Annotated in this window: 17 protein-coding genes and 1 pseudogene; 7 read left to right on the top strand and 11 right to left on the bottom strand. The window is 70.1% G+C overall.

Annotated elements, in window-relative coordinates; all coding sequences use genetic code 11:
- Positions 1–13: 13 nt before the first annotated feature.
- The gene (locus tag AB0G04_RS21265; RefSeq protein WP_360985089.1) at positions 14–1,723 is read left to right on the top strand and encodes a metallophosphoesterase; all 1,710 of its coding nucleotides are present in this window, start codon (positions 14–16) and stop codon (positions 1,721–1,723) included.
- Here AB0G04_RS21265 and AB0G04_RS21260 read toward each other — a convergent pair.
- Positions 1,690–2,229: a hypothetical protein gene (locus AB0G04_RS21260; protein WP_360985086.1), complete on the bottom strand. Its 540-nt coding sequence runs from the start codon at positions 2,227–2,229 to the stop codon at positions 1,690–1,692. The genes AB0G04_RS21265 and AB0G04_RS21260 overlap by 34 nt on opposite strands.
- A 63-nt stretch (positions 2,230–2,292) precedes the next feature.
- Between AB0G04_RS21260 and AB0G04_RS21255 the strand changes: the two genes are divergently transcribed.
- A complete protein-coding gene (locus AB0G04_RS21255) occupies positions 2,293–2,724 on the top strand; it encodes a MarR family transcriptional regulator (RefSeq protein WP_360985083.1) in 432 nt (143 codons plus the stop codon).
- A gap of 177 nt (positions 2,725–2,901) precedes the next feature.
- Here the strand turns inward: AB0G04_RS21255 and ricT are convergent, their stop codons facing one another.
- Positions 2,902–3,741 carry a regulatory iron-sulfur-containing complex subunit RicT gene (ricT, locus tag AB0G04_RS21250; protein WP_360985080.1) on the bottom strand — a complete coding sequence of 280 codons (840 nt, stop codon included), beginning with the start codon at positions 3,739–3,741 and terminating at the stop codon, positions 2,902–2,904.
- 147 nt (positions 3,742–3,888) lie between these two features.
- On the opposite strand from ricT, the gene AB0G04_RS21245 reads away from it, so the two are divergent.
- Positions 3,889–5,991, top strand: a complete 2,103-nt coding sequence (locus tag AB0G04_RS21245; RefSeq protein ID WP_360985077.1) for a hypothetical protein — start codon at positions 3,889–3,891, stop codon at positions 5,989–5,991.
- Between the two features lie 465 nt (positions 5,992–6,456).
- On the opposite strand, the gene AB0G04_RS21240 is transcribed toward AB0G04_RS21245, so the two are convergent.
- The 3 genes from AB0G04_RS21240 to AB0G04_RS21230 are packed head-to-tail and all read right to left on the bottom strand — an operon-like array spanning position 6,457 to position 7,695.
- The gene (locus tag AB0G04_RS21240; RefSeq protein WP_360985074.1) at positions 6,457–7,071 is read right to left on the bottom strand and encodes a hypothetical protein; all 615 of its coding nucleotides are present in this window, start codon (positions 7,069–7,071) and stop codon (positions 6,457–6,459) included.
- Entirely contained in the window at positions 7,071–7,367 is a 297-nt protein-coding gene (locus AB0G04_RS21235; RefSeq protein WP_360985071.1) for a hypothetical protein, read from the bottom strand. The genes AB0G04_RS21240 and AB0G04_RS21235 overlap by 1 nt, the downstream gene beginning before the upstream one ends.
- A gap of 1 nt (position 7,368) precedes the next feature.
- The gene (locus AB0G04_RS21230; protein ID WP_360985068.1) at positions 7,369–7,695 is read right to left on the bottom strand and encodes a YbaB/EbfC family DNA-binding protein; all 327 of its coding nucleotides are present in this window, start codon (positions 7,693–7,695) and stop codon (positions 7,369–7,371) included.
- A 211-nt stretch (positions 7,696–7,906) separates the two neighbouring features.
- Here AB0G04_RS21230 and AB0G04_RS21225 point away from each other — a divergent pair, with 211 nt between their 5' ends.
- On the top strand, positions 7,907–9,103 hold the full coding sequence (locus AB0G04_RS21225; protein WP_360985065.1) for a DNA polymerase III subunit delta': 1,197 nt from the start codon (positions 7,907–7,909) through the stop codon (positions 9,101–9,103).
- Positions 9,104–9,348: 245 nt separating this feature from the next.
- Positions 9,349–10,614, top strand: coding sequence for an SGNH/GDSL hydrolase family protein (locus AB0G04_RS21220; protein ID WP_360985062.1), 1,266 nt, complete (start codon positions 9,349–9,351; stop codon positions 10,612–10,614).
- Here AB0G04_RS21220 and tmk read toward each other — a convergent pair.
- On the bottom strand, positions 10,607–12,613 hold the full coding sequence (tmk, locus tag AB0G04_RS21215; protein ID WP_360985423.1) for a dTMP kinase: 2,007 nt from the start codon (positions 12,611–12,613) through the stop codon (positions 10,607–10,609). The two genes, AB0G04_RS21220 and tmk, sit on opposite strands and share 8 nt — an antisense overlap.
- A gap of 206 nt (positions 12,614–12,819) precedes the next feature.
- On the opposite strand from tmk, the gene AB0G04_RS21210 reads away from it, so the two are divergent.
- Complete coding sequence (locus AB0G04_RS21210; RefSeq protein WP_360985059.1) at positions 12,820–14,025, top strand: amino acid deaminase/aldolase; 1,206 nt, start codon at positions 12,820–12,822, stop codon at positions 14,023–14,025.
- Positions 14,026–14,032: 7 nt separating this feature from the next.
- Here the strand turns inward: AB0G04_RS21210 and AB0G04_RS21205 are convergent, their stop codons facing one another.
- Positions 14,033–14,662 carry a TetR family transcriptional regulator gene (locus AB0G04_RS21205; RefSeq protein WP_360985056.1) on the bottom strand — a complete coding sequence of 210 codons (630 nt, stop codon included), beginning with the start codon at positions 14,660–14,662 and terminating at the stop codon, positions 14,033–14,035.
- 116 nt (positions 14,663–14,778) lie between these two features.
- Between AB0G04_RS21205 and AB0G04_RS21200 the strand changes: the two genes are divergently transcribed.
- A complete protein-coding gene (locus tag AB0G04_RS21200) occupies positions 14,779–16,077 on the top strand; it encodes a D-arabinono-1,4-lactone oxidase (RefSeq protein ID WP_360985053.1) in 1,299 nt (432 codons plus the stop codon).
- 68 nt (positions 16,078–16,145) lie between these two features.
- On the opposite strand, the gene topA is transcribed toward AB0G04_RS21200, so the two are convergent.
- From topA to AB0G04_RS21180, 4 genes and pseudogenes are all read right to left on the bottom strand, one after another.
- The gene (topA, locus tag AB0G04_RS21195; RefSeq protein ID WP_360985050.1) at positions 16,146–18,977 is read right to left on the bottom strand and encodes a type I DNA topoisomerase; all 2,832 of its coding nucleotides are present in this window, start codon (positions 18,975–18,977) and stop codon (positions 16,146–16,148) included.
- Positions 18,978–19,763: 786 nt separating this feature from the next.
- Positions 19,764–20,057 (bottom strand): annotated as a pseudogene (locus AB0G04_RS21190) (hypothetical protein); the annotation flags it as partial.
- 4 nt (positions 20,058–20,061) lie between these two features.
- Entirely contained in the window at positions 20,062–20,592 is a 531-nt protein-coding gene (locus tag AB0G04_RS21185; RefSeq protein WP_360985047.1) for a hypothetical protein, read from the bottom strand.
- Between the two features lie 117 nt (positions 20,593–20,709).
- Entirely contained in the window at positions 20,710–23,121 is a 2,412-nt protein-coding gene (locus tag AB0G04_RS21180) for a sodium-translocating pyrophosphatase (protein WP_360985044.1), read from the bottom strand.
- Positions 23,122–23,167: the final 46 nt, after the last annotated feature.

Genomic DNA, 23,167 nt, shown 5'->3' with positions numbered 1-23,167 from the left:
GGAGGATCGTTCGGTGGCCATCGTTCCCCGACAGCGACCCGCCGAGTCCGAGACGAGTGTGCCGAATCGGCCACGTAGCCTCGATCCCCAGGAGCTGGGGTTCACCCCGCAAGGGCAGATCGGCTGGCTTGCGCCGTTGCTGCTGCTCAGCACCGGGTTGCGGACCCTTCTGCATGTGCTGTTCGGGGCCTACCTCGACAAGCGGGAGCTGCAGAACTCGCTCGACGGCGACGTGTTCGATCATTCCGCGACCGCGACCGGTGATCTCTGGCTGGATTACGTGGCCGACCTCGGGGACGGGTTCGACGCCACCTACTCGGTGGCCTACCTGCTGGCCCGGGAGGAGCTGGAGGTGGACGGCGAGCGCCTGCCGCGTGGCCGGCTCCTGCTGATGGGCGGGGATCAGGTCTATCCGCTGGCCAGCGGGGACGGTTACGAGAACCGGTTGAAGGGACCCTTCCGCGCCGCCCTGCCGGAGGCTCCGGCAGGGGCGCCGCGGCCCACGTTGTTCGCGCTTCCCGGCAACCATGACTGGTACGACGGCCTGACGGCGTTCCTGCGGCTCTTCGCGCGGCGCAAGGACGGGCACATCGGCGGCTGGCGGACCGAGCAGCGGCGGTCGTACTTCGCGGTCAAGCTCCCGGCCAACTGGTGGCTGTTCGCGGTGGACGAGCAGTTCGGGGCGTACATCGACGACCCGCAGCTGCTCTATTTCGAGCGGGCCGCCGAGCACCTCGGGCCGGACGACCGGATCATCCTGATGACGCCGTCGCCGACATGGGTCAAGGCGCGCCAGAATCCGGATGCCTACGACGCGATCGACTATTTCATCCGGACCATCCTCGCGCCGACCCAGGCTCATGTGCGGGTGCTGGTCTCCGGGGACCTGCACCACTACGCGCGTTACTCGGGCGCCGATCGCGAGCTGATCACGTGCGGTGGCGGTGGGGCGTACACGCTCGGCACCCAGAACCTGCCGGATCATCTGATGGTGCCGCCGAAGGAGTCGCTGGCCCGCAGCAGCAGCCGCAGCCGGCGTTACGAGCGGGAGGCGACCTTCCCGGATCCGAAGAGGTCCTGGCGGATGGGCTGGGGAGTCTTCTACCGGGTGCCGCGGCGCAATCCCGGGTTCGCCACGATGCTGGGGATCATCCAGACGCTGACCATGCTCGCGATGGCCGGCGCGGCCAGCCAGGGCGGCAACATCCAGCGGTTGTTCAGCATCCCGCTCGTTCTGATGCTGGTCCTGATCATGCTGGGTACGGTCCTGTTCGCCAAGCCGGACGGGAAGGCCCGCCACTGGATCCTCGGTGCCGCGCACGGTCTGGCCCAGATCGGGCTGGCGGTCGGCGGCACGTGGTTGTGGATGCAGTTCCCGTTCCGGGACTGGCCGTGGCCCGGCCCGCTGGCTGTGGCGGCGTTCGCATACGGCCCGTTGGTAGCGCTCGTCTCCACCCAGTTGCTCGCGCTCTATCTGCTGATCGCTGCCCGTTTCGACGTGAACCTCAACGAACTGTACGCGGGTCAGGGCGTCGAGCACGCGAAGAGTTTCCTGCGGATGCACGTCCGCGCTGACGGCACGCTCACGATCCACGCTCTCGGCATCGACCGGATCTGCAAGAGCTGGGTGCCCGACCCCGATGGTGACCCGCACATGTCGTGGCTGCGGCCGCGCACCCCGCTGAACGTTCACCGCATCGAACCGCCGGTCGACGTCGTCTGATCCCCGCGCGCCGGATCGGGGCCGATGATCAGGGTGCGGGCGATGCCGATCATCCACAACATGGTGAAGGCGATGATCGTCGGATTCTTCGCGGCCACGACCCATGCGGTCACCAGGTCCCGCGCTGACTCCGGTACGACGGTGGCGATCAGCACGTTCGGCACCAGGTCGAACCCTGCGAAAGCGGCAACGAGCAGCACCCACTGGCCCCAGAAGGCGACCCGGTGTGCGTCGATTCCGGCTTTCAGCCGGGCCCATGCCACCCGGCCGGGCAAACCGGTCTCGAGGATCATCAGTCGTACGGCGAGCACGACGAGCAGAACGCGGACCAGCGCCACCAGGACTTCGCTGGTGATCGAGACGGCGGTCGGCGTATCCCAGCGGACGACGGCGAACCGCTGCAGCGTCGGGATCAGGGACAGGCCGAAGACCAGCGCGAAGTGGTGCAGGTAAAAGCCGCCGGCCCAGGCGGCGGCGGCACGGCCGAGTGGCACGATCGTTTTCAAGTCAACCTCCAGATATTCCACTACGATGGACTATCCAGAGCGGCGAAGTAAAGGGGTGAGGTCGTGCCACGCGATTACGGGTGGGAGTTGAGCACCGCGGTCGTGCTCTTCCACGAGGCGGTCGCCCGCCGGCTCGGGCTCAGCGCGGCCGAGCACAAGGCCCTGGGGGTCATCCTGCGCGCCGGACCGATGCCGATCGGGGCCCTGGCGCCTGAGCTCGGGGTCGGTGCGACCGCACTCACCGGCATCGTCGACCGGCTGGAGAAGGCAGGTTACGTGCTACGACAGCCCGATCCGGCCGACCGCCGCCGCACGCTGCTCGTGGCGAATCCGTCGAGAACGCCGGACCTCGGCGGCATCTTCGCCGACCTGGGACGGGCCATGGCCGAGTTCCAGAGCCGCTACGACGAACGGGAGATGGCCGTCATCACCGACTATCTCGACAACACCATCCGCGTTCTCCGCGACCAGGTCACCAAACTGACCACAACCTGAACCGGCTGTCACACCGTCGGCTCAGGGCGCAATAGACAGCGGTGCGCGACAGCTGGTGACCACGCAGCAGTCCGGCGGCCGCGTTGGGCCCCCGCGCCGGGCCTGCGTCGCGGTGCAGGCACGGGAGTGTTCGAGTGCGGTTGGGGCTGTTGTGGCCCGTACCAGAAAAGGTCTTGATCAGCTGTTGTAGTGGGTGTCGTGAGCCTGGCGCGGGGCGCAGACCGAGGCCCGGCTGCACGAGCAGCGGGACCCGTCGGCGTCGAGGCGGACGACGACCGAGTCCTTGGGAACGCTGTGCGCCACCACGCGTCCGTCACCCTCCGGGGTCGTGACGCGGGAGCCGATCGACGGAGCCGAGGCCTGGAACTGCTGGTAGAGCGGGTGCTCGTACTTGAGGCAGCACATCAGCCGCCCGCACGCTCCGGAGATGCGCAGAGGGTTGAGCGGCAAGTCCTGATCTTTCGCCATGCGGATGGTGACCGGTTCAAAATCGGTCAGGAAGGTGGCGCAGCACAGGTCACGGCCGCACGATCCGATGCCGCCTTGGACCCGGGCCGAGTCGCGGGCGGAGAGCTGGCGCAGCTCAACCCGGCAGTGCAGGGTGGCGCCGAGGTCGCGGACCAGTGATCGGAAGTCGACACGGTGCGGTGCCGTGAAATAGATCGTCGTGCGCGCGCCGCCGTTACCGGGCGAGTCCAGCACGTGGTCGACGGCGACGACCTTCATCGGCAGCTCGTGTGCCTTGATCAGCTTCTTGGCGGCGACTTTCGCCTCCGCTTTCCGTTTGCGCAGCGTCTCGTCGCGGCGCACATCGGTGTCGTCCGCCAGCCCGGCGACCTTGGGGAAACCCGAGGTGTCCTCGTCGACCCATTGCGGCGCCCAGACGCACTCCGCCACCTCGGGTCCGTCGTCGGTCGGCACCAGCACACGGTCGCCGACGGCCGGGGTGAAACCGGCCGGATCGAGGTAGTAGAGGCGGCCGTACCGGTTGAAGCTGACCGCGCACAGCATGCCCATGCGACCAACCCTACGACGATTGGCAAGCCGCACCAAATGCCGGATTTGAACTACCCGCGAGGGTTGTCGCATAGATGCCGCGCAACCGGCCCAATCGACCGTCGTTGGCCAGTCCCGTAGACGCTCCACGCCTCGAAAGGACCTGACATGACTCCCGCCCGCTCGGTGGCCGCCGGCGTCGTAGCACTCGGGTTGGCGGGCACGCTGACCGCCCCGGCCCCGGCCTTCGCGGCACCGGCCTCGATGTCGGCCCTCGCGGCGGCGCCGACCTGCGATCGGCCTCAGCACTATGCCGCACAGTCCGGCGCCGAGCTGCTCCACATCGATCGGCTCGACCTCGGTCCGGCCGCCAAGATCACGAATCGGAGGCCGGCGGAGAACAAGGCCGGCGATTCGGCTTCCCCCTCCCCCGGCACCAAGAAATCCTCCGGTACGGCGAAAGCCGGCACCGCGTCCGGGCCGAGCGCTGGTGGCGGCGGGTCCGGATCTCCCGGTCGCCCGGGTACGGCAGGATCTCCCTCCGCCGTCGGCGGACCTGGCTCGGCCAGCACGGGTGGCGCGCCGGGGACCGGTGGAACCGCGGGCGGATCCGAGACCGGCGACCAGCTGGGACCCTCCGGGGCGGGCGGCACCTCCGGAACGGGCGGCACCTCCGGGACCAGCGGTATCGGGAGCGGCTCGGCAACTCGCGGAGCCGGCGACCGCATGGGGATCGCCGGTACCGGCGGCGGTTCGGGGACCGGCGGGACAGGCGGCGGCACCGCGATCAGCGGGACAGGCCCCAGCGCCGGGGTGACCAGTGGTGGCACCGGCTCTTCGGGCCTCGGGGATGCTGGATCTTCTACCGTCATCGACAGGTCCACTGCGGCCGATGCGCTGGCAGGGCTCGCCATCGGGGCGGACTCCGGGACTGCGCACGATGCCCGGACATTGCCCGCGTTCGAGCGGGCGAGCGGCGGACAGGGTGGCGGCGGGGCCGACCCGGTCGTCGGCGGCGTGGGACTCGGGGAGGCACGCAGCGTACTGATCTCCGACGGGCCGGTCAACTCGGCCGGAGCGGCACGTCTGCTGAACGGGAAGGTCGCCGGCTCGAAGGAACGTGACGAACTGGTGGTCCAGCAGGCGCCCCCGGTCAGCCCGAGGGCGAACACGCGACGGACCGGGTCGAAGAAGTACGGGCCGATGAAGGTGGGCGCCGGCAAACTCAGCGCCCGCGCGATCTGGGCACCCGCCATGGCCTGCGGAAACGCCACCGGCGACACGTCCTCGGCAACGGCCGAGATCAGCCGGGCCACCATCGCCGGCGGAGGCGGTGCGGCGCTCGTCCGCGTACCCGAGAAGATCGCCAGCCGCAGCGGCACCGCCCTGCGCAGGCGCGGAGGCGAACCGCAGTCGGTGGCGTCCGCGACGATCACCGCGGGCCGGATCAGCCTGGCCGACAACGAGGTTCGAATCCGCGTGCTGCGAGCCCCGGAGCTGCGCGTCAGCATGACCGCGCGCGGCAAGAGCCGGGTCGATTACCAGCCCGCCGTCGTGGAGATCTCCGGCAAGAACGGCAGACAGACCCGGCTCAGCACACCCGGTGACTACCTTGACATCACGCTCAGTGATGACATGCGCCCGCTCGAGTCGTTGCCGCCACGACTGGACCCGATCAGCGACATTCCGCTGCCGAAGGTCACCGGTCTGCCTCGTATCGGCGAACTCGAACACACCCCCGATTCGGGTGACAAGCCGGGCGCGACCCTCCGAATCGGACTCGGCGACGTACGCCAGGCGACCAAGGGCAACGCGATCGCGGCCCGCGCGACCGCCATCCGGGTCACCGTGCGGCGCAATGTGGACAAGGCGGACGGCGCGCCGTCCGGTCTGGTCGCCGATTTCGGGATCGGCATGCTCGAAGCCGCAGCCGTGGCGCCCAACGGCATCGCCGGCCGGCAAGGCGGTGGCACTGCGTCCCGGCAGGGCGGTTCGGCTCAGCAGGGCGGGGCTCAGCAAGGCGGTTCGGCTCAGCAGGGCGGGGCTCAGCAAGGCGGTTCGGCTCAGCAAGGTGGGGCTCAGCATGGTGGGGCTCAGCAGGGCGGTTCCGCCAACCAGGGTGTCTCTCCGGCCGGCCCCGGGTCCGGCGCGGCGGGACTGCCGATCACCGGCCCCGGCCTCGTCCCGCTGCTGATCACCGGAGTAGGCCTGATCATCGGCGGTGCTTGCGCGATCGCCCTGACAAGCCGCCGCCGCCGAAATGAACCCTGACCAGCGGCGGGCGCTCGAACTCGCCTATCCCGCATCCCAATATGTCCTGACGCGGGACCGCTGGGCGGAGGTCAGTCCAAATGAGGCCACGTCGGGCCCGTTGCGATGACGTGGCGGCCCGACGCGGCCCCGCCACGCCCGGCACCGATGCCAGGCGTGGCTGAGTTAGAGCGGCCGGCGGGCATGGCCGCGCGGCGGCGGCCAGCTGGCGTGGCGCGGTGTGGCCGGGCTGGTGTGGCCGGGCTGGTGTGGCCGGGCTGGCGTGGCCGGGCTGGCGTGGCGTGGCTGGCGTGGCCGGGCTGGCGTGGCGTGGCTGGCGTGGCCGGGCTGGCGTGGCGTGACTGGCGTGGCGTGACTGGCGTGGCGTGACTGGCGTGGCGTGGCTGGCGTGGCGTGGCTGGCGTGGCGTGGCTGGCGTGGCGTGGTCGGGCTGACGCGGCCCGGCTGGCGTGGCCGGACTGGGAGTCAGACGGTCAGCGGGGACTGCAGGTGCGTGGCGCCGGCCATCAGGGCCTCGGCCTCGTCGTAGCTGTCGGCGACGGTTTGGAGGAGGCGGGCGCCGATCGTCGCTGCCGCGGCCGCACGGCCCGTGGGTGGGTGGTCGTCGGCCAGGAGGTTCATCGCCTCGGTGGAGAGCATCACCTCCGCCAGGGTGGCTGCCAGGTCGCCGCGTGCTCGCAGCATCCAACCGGTCAGGGCGTCGGCCAGGTCGGCGGTCGCCTCCATCCGGCTGCCCAGGCTGTCGGGGCCGCCGTTGAGGTGTTCGGCGGCGCCTCGGCGGGCCTGTTCGTACGCTTCGGCGGCCTCTCCGGACCAGCCGCCGGCCAGCGGTAACGCGTCGGCCAGGTCAGCGTAGGCGCGGGCGTCCGCACGCAGCTCGACGGTGGCGTCCCGGATGGCCGCCGGGTGCAGGGCGGCGACCGCCCGGGCCGCGTCACCGGGGAGCAGGCGCACCCGGCGCAGCTCTCGCCAGACGTCGTGGCCGCCGGGTGCCCCGACGCCGGACAGGGCCTCGTCGACGCGGCTCAGCAACGGCGTCGCGGCGGCCAGCAGCTGGTCCAGCTGGTCCGGCCGGCCCATCACACGCCTCGCTGAAGTCTGCGGCGGACCAGGTCGTCGGTCTCGTTGTAGTCCCGGGCTCCGGCCCGGACGGAGTGGGCCATCTCGCTCAGCTTGGCGGAGGCGTCGGCGGCCTCGCGGGCGCGGGCGGCGAGCACCGCCGACCAGCCGGCGTAGAGGGCACGGCCGATCCGCCCGGGGCGGCCGGCATCGTCGGCGCCGAAGTCGGCGGCTCCTGGGACCAGCTCTGGCACCCGTCGGTCCATGATGGCCAGCGCCGCGGCGGCATGGTCGATCTGGTCGGCGACTCGGTCCACGTCAGTGCTCCTCCAGCGTGCGGAACGATCCGAACACCTCAGCGTGCAATTTCTCCCGCGCCCACCGTGCGGCCTCGGCCGCACTGGTCACGACGGAACGGATCTCCCGGGCGAACTCGGCCGGCTGACGATGGTGCAGGCCGCCGTGCATCCGCACGTCCACAATGTCTCCCGCAGCGGTGACGACCACTTCGATCGACTGGTCCGGCGAGTGCACCGAGACGGTGTGCGCGGCCACCGCTTTATCGAAGTCGGCACGTAGCTCCTCGATGTGCCGATATCGGTTGATCGCCTCGTCGATCCACGCCTCGTCGATCTCGCGGGCCATCCATGGCTCCTCACCGCGCGTCATGTCGCCGTCGCGTTCCGGGTTGAGACCGTACCCCCTCGGGTGACCGCGTCGCTACGGCTGTCCGTCCCCTGTGGATAACCAGGGGCGGCAGTACGCAGCGTCACCTGAACGACACGAAGGGACTACCTTGAGTGATCAACTCGAACCGGTGGCGGTTTCTGTAGGCGGCTCGCCATACCATCGTCGGGTGAGTCACCAAGACGTCTTCTCGGAGCTGGTCGGCCAGGACGAGCCGGCCGAGACTCTGCGCCGGGCCGCCGCCGCGGCCGCCCGCATCGTGGCCGGCGAGCCGGACGGTGGTGGCATGACCCATGCGTGGATTTTCACGGGTCCACCCGGGTCGCGGCGCACGGTCGCGGCACGGGTCTTCGCCGCGGCGCTGCAGTGCGTGCGGGACGGCGCGGGCTGCGGTGAGTGCCATGGCTGCCACACCACGCTGACCGGTACCCATGCCGATGTGCAGGTGGTGACGACCGAGGGTCTGACCATCAAGACCGAGGAGACGCGCGCGGTGGTGCTGCGGTCGGCGAGCGCACCGACCGGCGGCCGGTGGCAGGTGGTGATCATCGAGGCGGCCGACCGGCTCCACGAGCGAGCCAGCAACGCGCTGCTCAAGGCGATCGAGGAGCCGGCACCGCGGACGGTCTTCCTGCTGTGCACGCCGTCGGTCCATCCGGACGACATCCTGGTGACGATCCGGTCCCGGTGCCGCCTGGTGTCGCTGCGTCAGCCACCTTCGTCGGCGGTCGCCGACTTCCTGGTCCAGCGGTTCGGCATCGCGCCGGAGCAGGCGGGGTGGGCGGCCGCCGCGTCGCAGGGTGACGTGGAGCGGGCGCGTCAGCTGGCCGCCGATCCGGAGGCACGGATCCGCCGCGAGGAGGTTCTCTCCGTGCCGCGCAAGCTCTCCAACATCGGGGCCTGTTTCGACGTCGCGGCGAAACTGGAGACGGCCACGAAACTGGAGGCGGCGAACGCGGTCGCCGAGCTGGACGTGGCGGAGCGGGCGGCGCTGGAGCGGGCGCTCGGCGCGGGCGGCACCGGCCGGGGGGCGACCACGGCGATGCGGGGAGCCGCCGGCCAGCTGAAGGAGCTGGAGCGCAATCAGAAACTGCGGGCCACCCGAGCGCAGCGGGACGCGTTGGACCGGGCGCTTCAGGACCTGATCGGTTTCTACCGGGACGTGCTGGTCACCTCGATGCGGGCGCCGGTCCCGGTGGTGCACGGTGATCTGGCGGCGGTGTCGGCCGCGGCAGCGGAGAAGTGGTCACCGGAGAGCACACTGCGCCGCCTGGAGGCGGTGCTCACCTGCCGTGACGCGATCGACCGGAACGTGAAGCCGCAGATCGCCCTGGAGGCGATGATGGTCACCCTCTGGAAAGGGTGACGGTGCGGCCGTGCCGGCGGACGGTACCGGCACGGCCGAGACCCCGGCCCGGAAGTTCCGATTCAAGATCCGATGTCCGGTGAGACGCTAACCACAGACGGCGTGCGCGGTCAACACGTTGACATAGACAAACGTGCAGTGACTCGGTTCGTTCAGCAGCATGCATCGATGCTTGACGAGGCGATCAGGGTGACCATACGTTACGGGAGCCCGATCGTCCTGTTTCCGAAAATTTCGGAGTTCGCATGTCAACTCGCCGCGAGGTCCTGGCGCTGGCTTCCGGTGCCGCGGTCACCGCCGCTGCCTTTCCTGCTCCGGCGTACGCGGGTGGCCGTGACGACGGCTGGACCGCGACGTGGGCCGCGGCGCCCACGACCGTCCCGCCCGGACCCCCACTCGAGCTGACCGGCCAGACCGTCCGGCAGGTGGTGCACACCAGCCTCGGCGGCGACCGGCTCCGGCTCCGCCTGACCAACGAGTTCGGTGCCACCGGCCTGCGTGTCGGCGAGGTGCACGTGGCGATCCGGGCCGGTGCTGGCGCCAGCACCGACGCCCGCCCGGGAACCGATCGGCGGGTCACCTTCGGCGGACGCGAGTCGGTGACCGTACCGGCCGGTGCGCCGCTGGTCAGTGACCCGGTCCGGCTGACGGTGCCGGCCGGTGCCGATCTGGTGATCAGCATCTACCTGCCGGAACGCACCCCGGTCACCACGCTTGCGGCGTTCGCCTTCCAGGAGAACGTGTTCGCCGCGGGCAACGTCACCGGGGACGCGCACATCACCCCGGCCGGCACGATCACGCAGAACCCGTTCCTGTCCGGCGTGAGCGTGCAGGCCGGCGCGGGCGCGGTCGTCACGCTCGGCGACTCGATCACCAACGGGGCCAACACCGCGACGAACGCGAACCACCGCTGGCCCGACCTGCTGGCCGCCCGGTTCCGGGCCGCGGGGATCCGGCGCGGGGTGGCCAACGTGGGGGTCGCCGGCAACCGGCTGCTGCACGACCCGAACCCCGCGCCGGGCAGCCCGGCCGAGACGTTCGCGGCGTACTTCGCACAGAGCGCCCTGCGACGGTTCGACCGGGATGTGGTGGCCCAGCCCGGTGCCACCCACCTGGTGGTGCTGCTCGGCGTGAACGATCTCGGTCACCCGGGTACGGTCGCGCCGTTGAGCGAGACGGTCGGGGCGGACGACCTGATCTGGGGGCACCGGCAGCTGATCACCCGGGCACGGCAGGCGGGACACAGGGCGTACGGTGCGACAATCCTGCCGTTCAAGGGCGACACCCTGGGCTTCTTCAACCCGGAGAACGAGCGGAAGCGGTCCGCCCTGAACCGCTGGATCCGAACCTCGGGCGAGTACGACGGGGTGATCGATTTCGACGCGGCAGTCCGCGACACCGCCGACCCCGAGCGGCTGGCCGCTACCTACGACAGCGGAGACCACCTGCACCCGAACGACGCCGGGATGGCCGCGATGGCCGCCGCCGTCCCGCTGCGATTCTTCAGGTGACGGGCGTCTCGGCCGGGCTGAGCAAACTGGACAACCGCTGAGTGACCGCGTCGGCGATCTCGTCGACCGGGCGGGACGCGTCGAGTACCAGGTACCGCTTGGGGTCGGACGCGGCCAGGTCGAGAAAGGCGTAACGGACCCGCTCGTGGAAGGCCCGGGACTCGCTCTCCAGCCGGTCGGTGCCGGCGCCGCGGGAGTCGACCCGGGTCAGCCCGACGCCGGGGTCCACGTCGAGCAGGACGACGAGGTCGGGCTTGAGGCCGCCGGTGGCCCAGGCGGAGAGCCAGGAGACTTCCTGGACCGGCAGGGTACGCCCGGCGCCCTGGTAGGCCAGCGAGGAGTCGACGTACCGATCGCTGATCACGACGGCACCGCGGGTCAGGGCCGGCCGGACCACCGTGGCGACGTGGTGTGCCCGGTCGGCGGCGTAGAGCAGCGCCTCCGCCCGCGGTGACGGCGCCTCGGTGGAGTCCCGGTCGAGCACCAGCCCGCGGATCCGGGCGCCGATGTCGGTGGCTCCCGGCTCGCGGGTGACGACCACGTCGCGACCCTCCGCCTTGAGCGCGTCGGCGAGCCGGTTGACCTGCGTCGACTTGCCGGCGCCCTCGCCGCCCTCGAAGACGATGAACAGCCCGGAGCGGGCGAACTCCTCCGGCGGTGACAGTGGCCGGCCGCGCAGTGACCCGATCAGGTCGGCCAGCACGGGCACGCCCCGTTTGTCGTCCATCTGCCGGAAGGCGCCGATGCCGACCCAGATCCCGATCGCGCCGGCGACGAGCAGCAGGATCCGGGTGGAGGAGACGTCGAAGCCGATCGGCCCGAACTGGACCCGGCGGGAGCTGCCGAGGCCGACGAGCACCCCGGCCAGGGTGATGGCCAGCAGCAGCACGGTGCGGACGCCGATCTGCACGACGGCGAAGACCCGCCCCCGTACGGCGTCCTCGATCTCGCCGTAGAGCAGGGTGGTGCCGGCCAGGAACGCCATGCCCGCGCCGGCACCCACCATCAGGGCTCCGATCAACGCCATGGAGAGGTGGAACGCGAAGCCGAGGAACATGACGGAACCGCTGGCCAGCACGATGCTCATACCGAACCAGCGGCGCCGGGACAGCTCCTTGACGATCATCGGGCCGAGACCGATGCCGAGTGCCAGGCCCATGAAGATGAAGCCGAACAGCAGGGAGAACGCGGCCTCACCGGCACCCAGTGAGTAGGCGAAGGTGCGGGCCGCGCCGATCACCACACCGCCGGCCGCGAAAGCGCCGAAGATGCCCAGCACCAGGCCGCGGACCAGCGGGGTGCTGCCCAGGTACTTCCAGCCGTCGAGGAACTGGTGGGTCATGCTCTGCTGGGCGGCCCGCTGCCGTTCCTCGCTCTTGCCGCCGATCTCCTTGATGCCGAAGAAGACGACGAGCGCGGTGGCCAGGCGGGAGAACGCGTTGATGTAGAGGGCGATCTGCACCGGCTGTGCCCAGCTGGGCAACGAGACACCGGACTGCTGGACCCCGGCTGTCAGCGCGGAGAGCGTGAGCGCCGCGAGGATCGGCGTGACGCCGTAGGTGGTGATCAGCGTGAGCTGGTTGGAGATCTCGATCTGCGACTTCGGGATCAGGTTGGGAACCGCGGCCTCCTTGGCCGGGATCCAGATCAGTGTGATCGCCTCACCGATGAGGGTGGCGATGGTGGCCCAGGCGACGGTCTGGGCCGGGGTCGCGCCGAAGACGGGGGCGAGCGGGATCGATCCGTAGATGACGAATCGCAGGAGGTCGACGATCACCATCGTGTAGCGGCGGTCGAACCGGTCGGCGAGAACGCCCGCAATCGGCCCGAGGACAAGGGCGGGGAGCAGGCGTACGGCGATGGTGCCACCGAACGCGGCGCCCTGGGCCGCGGTGTTCTCGAACTGGGCGGACGCGAACAGGGCGGTCGCGAGGATGCCGATCCAGTCGCCGAAGGAGGCGGCCGCCAGCACCAGCCAGAGGCGCCGGAAGCCGCGCAGGCGCAGGACCGAGCGCAACGCCGCCACACCGGAGAGGTCAACGGGCGCCGCGTCCTGCTGCGTGTCGGTGTTGATGGCCCTACCTCCCGTGGTCAGTGCTCGGAGCACTGTAACCGGCCATCCCCACGTGTGAGGGGCAAGCACGATCGGGTGGAGCAGAGATGAATGTCTTTCGTGTTACCCGTGTCACGGGATACCGTGCTCGCGTGCTCACTGACCGCATCGCCCTGCGCCGGCGGCTCGACCGGGTCACCGATCATCTGGAGACCCCCGTCGCGGTGATCGACCTGGCCGCCTTCGACGACAACGCGGAGCACCTGAGCGCCCGGGCGGCCGGCAAGCCGATCCGGGTGGCGAGCAAATCGGTCCGCTGCCGCACGCTGCTGGAACGGGTACTGGCACGGCCCGGCTGGCACGGCGTGATGGCCTACACACTGCCCGAGGCGATCTGGCTGGTGCGCTCCGGCGTGACCGATGACGTCCTGGTGGCGTACCCCACGGCCGATCGTGCCGCACTTGCCGAACTCAGCGCCGACGCGGACCTGGCCGCCGCCGTGACCCTCATGGTGGACCATCCGTCGCAGCTCGACCTCGTGGACCACATCACCTCGCCGGAGGGGCGTCCGGCCGTACGCCTCTGTATTGATCTTGATGCGTCCTGGCGTCCCGCCGGTCCGTTGCACGTGGGTGTGCGTCGTTCGCCGGTGCATTCCGCCGCCCAGGCCGGTGCCCTGGCCAGGACAGTGACCAGCCGCAAGGGTTTCCGCCTGGTCGGGCTGATGTGTTACGAGGCGCACATCGCCGGCGTCGGTGACGATCCGCCCGGACAGGCGCTGCGGGCGCGGGCCATCCGGCTGATGCAGAGCCGTGCCTTCCCCGAGCTGCTCACCCGGCGGGCGGCCGCCGTCCGTGCGGTCCGGGAGCACGCCGACCTCGAATTCGTGAACGGGGGCGGCACCGGGAGCCTCTCGGCAACCAGCGGCGATCCCGCGGTCACCGAGGTGACCGCGGGTTCGGGTCTTTACGGGCCCGCCCTGTTCGACGGTTACCGCAGCTGGCGGCCCACCCCGGCGGCGTTCTTCGCCCTGAGCGTGGTGCGCCGCCCAGCGCCGCGGATCGCCACGGTGCTCGGCGGTGGCTGGGTCGCCTCCGGCGCCGCCGAGCCGTCACGTCTGCCGGTGCCATGGCTGCCGGAGGGCCTGCGGTTCAAGCCGGACGAGGGAGCCGGCGAGGTGCAGACACCGCTGATGGGCGCCGCCGCCGAGCAGCTGCGCCCGGGCGACCGGGTGTGGTTCCGGCATGCCAAGGCCGGCGAGCTGTGCGAGCACGTCAACGAGTTGCAACTGGTCGACGGCGAGACGAGCGCGCCGGCTCTCACGTACCGCGGAGAAGGCCGTGCTTTTCTCGGATGAACCGGTCTCAGGCCGAGACGTGCCGGTGCAGATATTCTCTTATCAAAGCTTTCGCCTCGGTGAGGACGGATTCGTCGCCACCGTTGTCGCGGCGGAACGCCAGCTTGATCAGCGCGTCCGCGGCCTCGACCGAGATCTGCAGCGCGAACCTCAGCCGGCCCCGGTCGGAGAGCTTGAACTGCTCGATCAGCAGCTCGGCCAGACGCTCCGCGATGACCGCGTTGTTGTCCCGGTCGGAGTCCAGCAGATGCAGGTCGACCACATCACCGAAGTGCAGCGTCCGGAAACCCGGCACGCTGCGGTGCATGTGAATGTAGGCGTCGATCGCCGCATCGACCGCGTCCCACCAATGGGTGAACACCTCACTGGCGAAACGGTCGGAAAGACTCTGCAGGTACGCGTCCATGTTGCGCAGCGCAAGCGCCTGGACGATGGCTCGCTTGTCCGGGAAGAACTGGTAGACCGAGCCGATGGCGACCTCGGCGCGCTCGGCGAGCAGCGTCGTGGTCAAGCCCTCATAACCGACCTCGTCCACCAGCTCAGCGCATGCGTCGAGCATGCGTTGCACCCGGGCAACGCTTCTGCCCTGCACCGGAACCCGCCTCAGCGGTCCGGTGCTGACGGTTGGTGTCGACACGCGTCGCCACTCCCTCTCAGCAGTATTAAAAAGGAACGTTACTCGGATCAACGAGCGAGGCGCATCGACGGGACGCCGGGTCACGGTGTCCGCTCGGACGGAGGACAAAGGCCGGAATGACTACGCCCGTCAACGCCCGCCGTTGGGCCAACTGGGGACGCAATCAGGAGTCGATCGCCGAGGTCCTGACCCCCGGCACCGTCGACGAGGTAGCCGCTCAAGTGAATCAGGCCGTGGAAAGCGGGCACCGGATAAAGGTGGTCGGCAGCGGCCACTCGTTCACCGCCATCGCGGTCGCCGACGATCGCCGGATGTTCGTGCACCGGCTCAACGGGCTGGTCGCGGTGGACGGCCCGCTCGTCACCGTCCAGGCCGGAATGACCCTGTCCGCCCTGAACGCGCTGCTGGCCAGGCATGGCCTGGCCATGCCCAATCTCGGCGACATCGACGCGCAGACCGTCGCCGGGGCCATCTCCACCGGCACGCACGGCACCGGACTCGGCCACTCCACGCTGGCGTCCTGCGTCGAGGCGGTGACGATGGTCACCGCCGGCGGCAAAGTGGAGCGTCACACCATCGGGGACCCGGACTTCCCGGCCGTGCGGCTCGGGCTCGGTGCGCTCGGCGTCCTTGTCGAGGTCACCCTGCGATCCGTGCCGGCGTTCACCCTGCTCGCCGATGAACGGCCGATGCCGCTCACCGACGTGCTGGCCGGGCTCGACGAGTGGCTGCCGGAGAACGATCACGTCGAGTTCTTCTGGTACCCCTACACCGACCGGGCGTCGGTGAAGCGCAACCGGCGGGTTCCCACCGACGACAAGCCGCTGTCACGGTTCCGCGGCTGGTTCGACGACGAATTCCTGTCCAACACCGTCTGGCAGGGCGTCTGCGCGCTCGGGCGGCGCTTCCCGGCTGTCGTTCCCACGATCAGCGCCGTCTCGGCCCGCGCCTTGAGCCCGCGCACCTACACCGGGCCCTCCCACGAGGTCTTCTGCTCCAGCCGCAGGGTCAAATTCACCGAGATGGAGTACGAGGTACCGCGCGCCGCCCTGCCCGAGGTCCTCGACGCGCTCCCCAAGATCTTCGACCGGCTGCCGTTCCGGGTGCAGTTCCCGGTCGAGGTGCGGTTCACCGGAGCCGACGACGTGTGGCTGTCGCACGGGTACGGGCGCGAGTCCGCCTACATCGCGGTGCACCAGTACATCGGCGTCCCGTACGAGCCGTACTTCCGGGCCGTCGAGGAGGTCTGCTCGGCGCTGGACGGGCGGCCGCACTGGGGGAAGCTGCACTACCGGGACGCGGAGTCGCTGCGTGGCGCGTACCCCCGCTTCGACGACTTCCTCGCCGTACGGGATCGCCTCGACCCGAACCGGGTCTTCACCAACGACTACCTGAACCGCGTCCTCGGTCCCTGAACCCCGAACCGGCTGGCTCTCACCGCTGTCTCAGCATGACTGAGACAGCGGTGAGAGCCAGCTGGGTTCTACTCGGCGGCGGTGGTCGCCTTGCGCGGAGCGGCCCGCTTCGCCGGTGCGGCCTTCTTGGCGGCGGTCGTCTTGGCGGCCGTCGTCTTCTTCGCGGCCACCGCCCGCTTGGCCGGCGCCTTCTTGGCCGGCGTCGCGCCGTCCTCGCCCGCGGCGGCCTTCGCGGTGGCCTTCTTGGCCGGGGCCTTCCGAGGCGCGGTCTTCTTCGCCACCGGCCCCTTGGCCCGCTTGTCGGCGATCATCTGGGAGGCCTGCTCCAGGGTGAGCTCCTCCGGCGTCTGATCGCGGCGGAGTGTGGCGTTGAACTCCCCGTCGGTCACGTAGGCGCCGAACCGGCCCTCCTTGACCACTAGCGGCTTCTGGCTGACCGGGTCGGGACCCAGCTCACGCAGCGGCGGCTTGGCGGTCCGGGCCTGGCGGGTCTTCGGCTGCGCGAGCAGCGCGAGAGCCTCCTCCAGAGTGATCGTGAGCAGCTGGTCCTCGCTGGCCAGCGAGCGCGAGTCCTTCTCCCGGGAGATGTACGGCCCGAACTTGCCGTTACGCGCCACGATCTCGTTGCCGTCGGCGTCCTTACCGACCACCCGCGGCAGTTTGAGCAGGTCGAGCGCCTCCTCCAGGGTGAGCGTCTGCGGCGACTGGCTCTTGAACAGCGACGACTTGCGCTCGCCGGCCGAGACGTACGGCCCGAACCGTCCCGATTTCACGGTGACCTCGTCGCCGGTGGCCGGGTCCTGGCCCAGCACCCGGTCGCCGTTGCCGGCCAGGAAGAGTTCTTCGACCCGCTCGGGAGTCAGCTCGTCGGGGGCGATGCCGTCCGGCAGCGACGCCTTGTCCTCGGGGGCGTCGTCGCCGGCGTCGACCACCCTGCGCTGCAGGTAGGGGCCGAACTTGCCGACCCGGACGACGACCCGGCGGTTCTCCTCGTCGACGAAGAGCGGGATCGAGTTGACCTCGCGGGCGTCGATCGCGCTGAGGTTCTCGGTCACCATCTTCTTCAGGCCACCGGCCCTGGCGATCTCGGCGTCCGCCCCGGCGTCCTGGCTGCCGAAGTAGAAGGAGGTCAGGAACGCGAGCTGGGTGCCGTCACCGGCCGCGATGTCGTCGAGCTGGCCCTCCATGGCGGCGGTGAAGTTGTAGTCCACCAGCCGCGGATAGTGCCCCTCGAGCAGGCCGATCACCGCGAACGCCAGGAACGACGGGATCATCGCCTGGCCGCGCTTCTCGACATAGCCGCGGTCCTGGATCGTCTGCATGATCGACGAGTACGTGGAGGGGCGGCCGATGCCGAGCTCCTCGAGCGCCTTGACCAGCGACGCCTCCGTGTACCGCGGCGGCGGCGAGGTGTGGTGACCGGTCGCGTTCAGCGCGTCGGCGGTCAGCGGCTGGTCCTTCACCAGGTTCGGCAGGCGGCGTTCGGCATCCTCGGCCTCGGCGTTCTCGTCGTCCGAGGACTCCACGTAGGCACGCAGGAAGCCGGGGTCGGTGATCGTCTTGCCGGAGGCGGCGAAGTCGGCCTCCTCGTTCGCCGTCGAGACCGCGCGGATCCGGACACTGATCGAGTTACCGATCGCGTCGGTCATCTGCGACGCGATCGTCCGCCGCCAGATCAGCTCGTACAGCCGGAACTCGTCGCTGCTCAGCTCCTTGGCCACCTCACCGGGGGTACGGAAGTTGTCCCCGGCCGGGCGGATCGCCTCGTGCGCCTCCTGCGCGCCCTTGGCCTTGGTCGTGTACTTGCGCGGCTGCGGCGGCACGTTGTTCGCGCCGTAGAGCTCGGCGATCTGCCGGCGGGCGGCGGCGACCGCGGTCTCGGAGAGGTTCACCGAGTCCGTACGCATGTAGGTGATGTAGCCCTTCTCGTACAGGCTCTGCGCGGTGCGCATCGTCTGCTGCGAGGAGTAGCGCATCTTGCGGGCCGCTTCCTGCTGAAGCGTGGAGGTGATGAACGGCGCGTACGGCCGGCGGCGGTACGGCTTCTCCTCGACCCGGGTGACGGTGAACGGGCGGCCCTCCAGCCGCGCGGCCAGCCCGCGGGCGCCGTCGCCGTCCAGCTGCACCGTGGTGGAACCGGCCTTGAGCTGCCCGGTGGTCGGCTCGAAGTCCTTGCCGGTGGCGATCCGGTCGCCGTCCAGCGCGATCAGCGTGGCCTGGAAGGCGCGCGGCCCCTCGACCTGGCCCTGTACGGCCAGGTGGGCCTGGATGTCCCAGTACTCGGCGGAGCGGAACGCCATCCGCTGGCGCTCACGCTCGACGACGATGCGGGTGGCGACCGACTGCACACGGCCTGCCGAGAGGCCGCGCATCACCTTCTTCCACAGGACCGGGCTCACCTCGTAGCCGTACAGCCGGTCCAGGATGCGGCGGGCCTCCTGCGCGTCCACGAGCGAGCGGTCGATGTCACGAGGGTTGGCCACCGCGGCCTGGATGGCCGGCTTGGTGATCTCGTGGAAGACCATCCGCTTGATCGGGACCTTGGGCTTGATCGTCTCGACCAGGTGCCAGGCGATGGCCTCGCCCTCGCGGTCCTCATCGGTGGCGAGGAGGATCTCGTCGACCTCCTTGGCCAGCCGCTTCAGCTTGGCCACCTGCTGCCTGCGGCCCTCGGAGATCACATAGAGAGCGTGGAAGCCGTTGTCGACGTCGACGCCGAGCCGTGCCCACGGCTGGCCCTTGAACTCCTCGGGCACCTCGTCGGCGTTGCGCGGCAGATCGCGGATATGGCCGACGGAGGCCTCGACCAGATAGTCGGGGCCCAGGTAACCGGCGATCGTCTTGGCCTTCGACGGGGACTCGACGATGACCAGACGGGTCGTCCTGGTTTCACTCGGCACGGCACTCCTTATTGACCTTCAATGCTCCCTGCCCCGTCCGGCGGAGCACAGACGTTCAACGTAACGCGCCGGACAAGCCCACATTCCCGGGTCACCCCGCAGTCGGATGGTAACGGTCCGGCCACCGCATGCGTCTGACCGCGACACCGTACACCGGGAAGTGACTGTAATGTCGGACACAATCCAGGAAGATCACGCGACCATGCCGCCGGGCCAGAATTCCTCCGGTGCCGCGGCCGGACGTTCTCCGACCAGTTCAGCGAGCCGGCGCAGCCGCTTGGCGCCGGAGATCAGGTATCGCCGTCCGTCATCCGACACCCGGCCCGCCAGACCGGCCCGGACCAGTGCGGCTTCCACCGCGTGCCGGTCCTTCCCGGGGTCCAGTCCGAGCATCCAGCCGCCGGGCCGCGGGGCGCCCGCGGCGGCCACCCAGAGCCGCAGCCGCGGGCCGGAGAGGAAGAGCTGTGCGGATGCCTCCGGCCAGGCCCGGGCAAGACCGTTCAACCTCCGGGAGTACGCGGTACGCACCTCGAAGAACTGGCGGGGTGGCTCCGGGGTGTGATCCTCATCCCCGGCAGTCGCGTCCGGCTCACTGTCGGACGGGCCACTGTCGGCCGGGTCACTGTCGGCTGCGTCACCGTCGGACGGGGCGTCGTCCTCGGGGCCGCCGGGTGGCTCCGTGGGGCCCGGCACGTCGTCCGTCGACGGGTGTTCCGGCGTGACGATCGCCTCATCAGCGTCGGCCGGCTCGTTCACCCGTACGACATCGTGGGTCTCGATCGGCTCCCACGAGGCCGTGAGGCCGCGGGTGACCAGCTCGCTGACCAGGACGTGCACCCGCCAGGCCGCATCCACCCGGACCGTCACGCGGGCCGTGCCGCCCATCCGGCCCAGACGGCCGGGACCGGCCAGCAGACCGGCGAGGTCGGCGGGTGAGGGCTCGGTCGTCTCCGCGCCGAACATCGACAGCTGGCGGCCGGCCGCGCTCGCGGGTGCGCTCCGCGGAACCGCCCTCTTCGCCACCGGGACCGGCGGAGGCAGCACCTCGCGCGGGATCAGCGGCCAGCCGGTCTCGCTCATCGGGTCACTGGCATTCGGGTAGGGAGTCGAAGGCCTGTCTCAGCTCCACCGACTCCAGGTTCGTGGTGTCCAGGTCGCTGCGCCGGTATTCCACGGACAGCTGCTCCACGACCTTGCCGACCTCGGTGTAGAAGTTGGTCGGCGGATTCGTGGCGAGCGCCTGGATGCCGTTGCGCGCATGGCCGTACGCGTCCCGGATGCCGGCGAGTGAACTGAGGAAGCCGTCGGCGATGGCCTCCCCGTTCGTCACGTCGGGGACACCTGCCTTCTCCACCCCGGCCCGTGCCGTCTCGCTCGCCGTCGCGGCGCCGTCGAAGAGCCTCGCCAGGTTCTCCTTCGCTTGGAAGGGTGTGGTCTCCGCGGTCATCTGCTGCTGGGTGCGGCTGGTCAGCGTGTCGATCTCGCTGCGCCAGGGACTGAGCGTGGTGCAGACCACCGCCGCCCAGGCCTGCGCGCCGGGCTTGCTGGAGCAGGCGGTCAGCGGTGCGGCGAGCACCAGGACGAGAGTCAGGGAGATCGGTCGGACCGCGCGCATGGAAGCAGGGTACGACTACCGGCGGACAGTCCACACGCCTCGATCGAGTCTTGCTGCCGCCCCAAGCGAAAGGCACCCGGCGAACCGGGTGCCTTTCGTGCTGCTCGGACGGGAAAATCAGACGTTGTCCTTGATCCGGCTCGTCTCGGACGTACGGGCGTCCTGCACCGCCCGGCCGGTGTCGGCGGCACCGGCGGCGGCCGCCGTGGAGCTGTCGTCACCCATCGAGATCGGCTTGCGCTTGCTCCAGACCACCGCGGCGGTCACGATCAGCACCGCGAGGACCGCGACGCCGATCCGCAGAGCCGGGTTCGCGTCACTGCCGTAGCTCCAGGTCACCACGGCCGGAGCGATCAGCAGTGAGACCAGGTTCATCACCTTGAGCAGCGGGTTGATCGCCGGGCCGGCGGTGTCCTTGAACGGGTCACCGACGGTGTCGCCGATGACCGTGGCGGCATGCGCCTCGGAGCCCTTGCCGCCGTACGACCCGTCCTCCACCAGCTTCTTCGCGTTGTCCCACGCGCCGCCGGAGTTGGACAGGAAGACCGCCATCAGCGTGCCGGTGCCGATCGCACCGGCCAGGTAGGCCGCGAGCGCGCCCGGGCCCAGGCCGAAGCCCACCGCGATCGGCGCCATGATTGCCAGCAGACCGGGGGTGAGCAGCTCACGCTGCGCGTCCCGGGTGCAGATGTCGACGACCCGGCCGTACTCCGGACGCTGCGTGCCGTCCATGATCCCCGGGAACTCCCGGAACTGGCGGCGGACCTCCATCACGACCGCGCCGGCCGACCGGGAGACCGCGTTGATCGCCAGGCCGGAGAAGAGGAACACCACGGCCGCGCCGATCAGCAGGCCGACCAGGCTGCGCGGGTTGGAGATGTTCAGCTGCTGCAGGATCTCGTTGCCGACGTTCGTCACGCCGGCCTCGGTCAGCGCGCTGGCGAGACTGTTCGTGTACGACCCGAACAGCGCCGTGGCCGCCAGGACCGCGGTCGCGATCGCGATGCCCTTGGTGATCGCCTTCGTGGTGTTGCCGACCGCGTCCAGCTCGGTCAGGATCTGCGCGCCGCGCTCGTCGACGTCACCGGACATCTCGGCGATGCCCTGCGCGTTGTCCGAGATCGGGCCGAAGGTGTCCATCGCCACGATGACGCCGACCGTGGTGAGCAGGCCGGTTCCGGCCAGCGCTACCGCGAACAGCGACAGGGTCAGCGACGAGCCGCCGAGCAGGAAGGCGCCGAAGACGCCCGCCCCGAGCAGGATCGCCGAGTAGACCGCCGACTCCAGGCCGACGCTGATGCCGGCCAGGATGACGGTGGCCGCACCGGTCTGCGACGACTTGCCGATGTCCTGCACCGGGCGCCGGTTGGTCTCGGTGAAGTAGCCGGTCAGCGCCTGGATGGCGGCGGCCAGCACGATACCGATCACGACCGCGCCGACGGCGACCCACTGCGGGTTCTGGCCGCTGTTCAGGATGTCCTCGGCGATGCCCGCGTCGCCGAACCCGGCGAAGCTGTTCGGCAGGTAGAGGAAGCTCACCACGGCCACCGCGATCGCGGAGATCGCCGCCGAGATGTAGAAGGCCCGGTTGATAGCGGTGAGGCCGTTGCGGTCACTGGCCCGCAGCCGGGTGATGAAGACCCCGATGATCGCGATCAGTACACCGATCGTGGAGACGATCAGCGGGAAGATCAGACCGTCCTGGCCAAACGCGGCCGAGCCCAGGATCAGCGCCGCGACCAGGGTCACCGCGTACGACTCGAACAGGTCGGCGGCCATACCGGCACAGTCACCGACGTTGTCGCCCACGTTGTCGGCGATGGTCGCCGCGTTGCGCGGGTCGTCCTCCGGGATGCCCTGCTCGACCTTGCCGACCAGGTCCGCGCCGACGTCCGCGGCCTTGGTGAAGATGCCGCCGCCGACCCGCATGAACATGGCCAGCAGGGCGGCGCCGAAGCCGAAGCCCTCCAGGACCGTCGGAGCGTCACCGCGGAAGATCAGCACGACCAGCGCGCCACCGAACAGGCCGAGGCCGACGGTGAGGAAGCCGACCACGCCACCGGTACGGAAGGCGATGCCCATCGCCTTCTCCCGGCCGCCCTCCTCGCCGGCGGCCGCCGCGACCCTCAGGTTCGCCCGGGTGGCGAGCGCCATGCCGGCACCGCCGATGAACGCGCTGAACACCGCGCCCACGATGAAGAACAGCGAGCGACCGATCTTGACCAGGGTCTCGTTGTCGGTCTCGTGCACCGGCAGGAGATACAGCAGGACGACCGCGATGACGACGAAGATTGCGAGAGTCTTGAACTGGCGGAACAGGTACGCCGAGGCGCCCTCCTGCACGGCGCCCGCGATCTCCTGCATCTTCGGTGTGCCGCGTGCGTTACGCAGCACCGATTGCACGAACGCCGCCGCGAAGCCCAGCGCCACCAGGGCGAAGACCAACGCGACGACGACGAATGTGATGTTCGACCCGCTGAGGGACGCTCCGCCGCCCTCGGCGGCGAGGTCTATCGAGGTCCCGGCCATCCAAAGTCCTCCTGTGCACCGATGGCGCCCGGACGGCGGACGAAGC

Origin of the sequence: Actinoplanes sp. NPDC023801, assembly GCF_040639655.1 — a bacterium.
Classification (GTDB): Bacteria; Actinomycetota; Actinomycetes; order Mycobacteriales; family Micromonosporaceae; genus Actinoplanes.
The sequence above is the reverse complement of the archived record's forward strand: the minus strand, read 5'-3'. Positions and strand labels throughout refer to the sequence as shown.

Coding starts and splice junctions, on each gene's coding strand:
- ricT (WP_360985080.1), bottom strand. CDS start 3,741: ATGGGCATGCTGTGCGCGGTCAGCTTCAACCGGTACGGCCGCCTCTAC.
- AB0G04_RS21245 (WP_360985077.1), top strand. CDS start 3,889: ATGACTCCCGCCCGCTCGGTGGCCGCCGGCGTCGTAGCACTCGGGTTG.
- AB0G04_RS21240 (WP_360985074.1), bottom strand. CDS start 7,071: ATGGGCCGGCCGGACCAGCTGGACCAGCTGCTGGCCGCCGCGACGCCG.
- AB0G04_RS21230 (WP_360985068.1), bottom strand. CDS start 7,695: ATGGCCCGCGAGATCGACGAGGCGTGGATCGACGAGGCGATCAACCGA.
- AB0G04_RS21220 (WP_360985062.1), top strand. CDS start 9,349: ATGTCAACTCGCCGCGAGGTCCTGGCGCTGGCTTCCGGTGCCGCGGTC.
- AB0G04_RS21200 (WP_360985053.1), top strand. CDS start 14,779: ATGACTACGCCCGTCAACGCCCGCCGTTGGGCCAACTGGGGACGCAAT.
- AB0G04_RS21185 (WP_360985047.1), bottom strand. CDS start 20,592: ATGCGCGCGGTCCGACCGATCTCCCTGACTCTCGTCCTGGTGCTCGCC.
- AB0G04_RS21180 (WP_360985044.1), bottom strand. CDS start 23,121: ATGGCCGGGACCTCGATAGACCTCGCCGCCGAGGGCGGCGGAGCGTCC.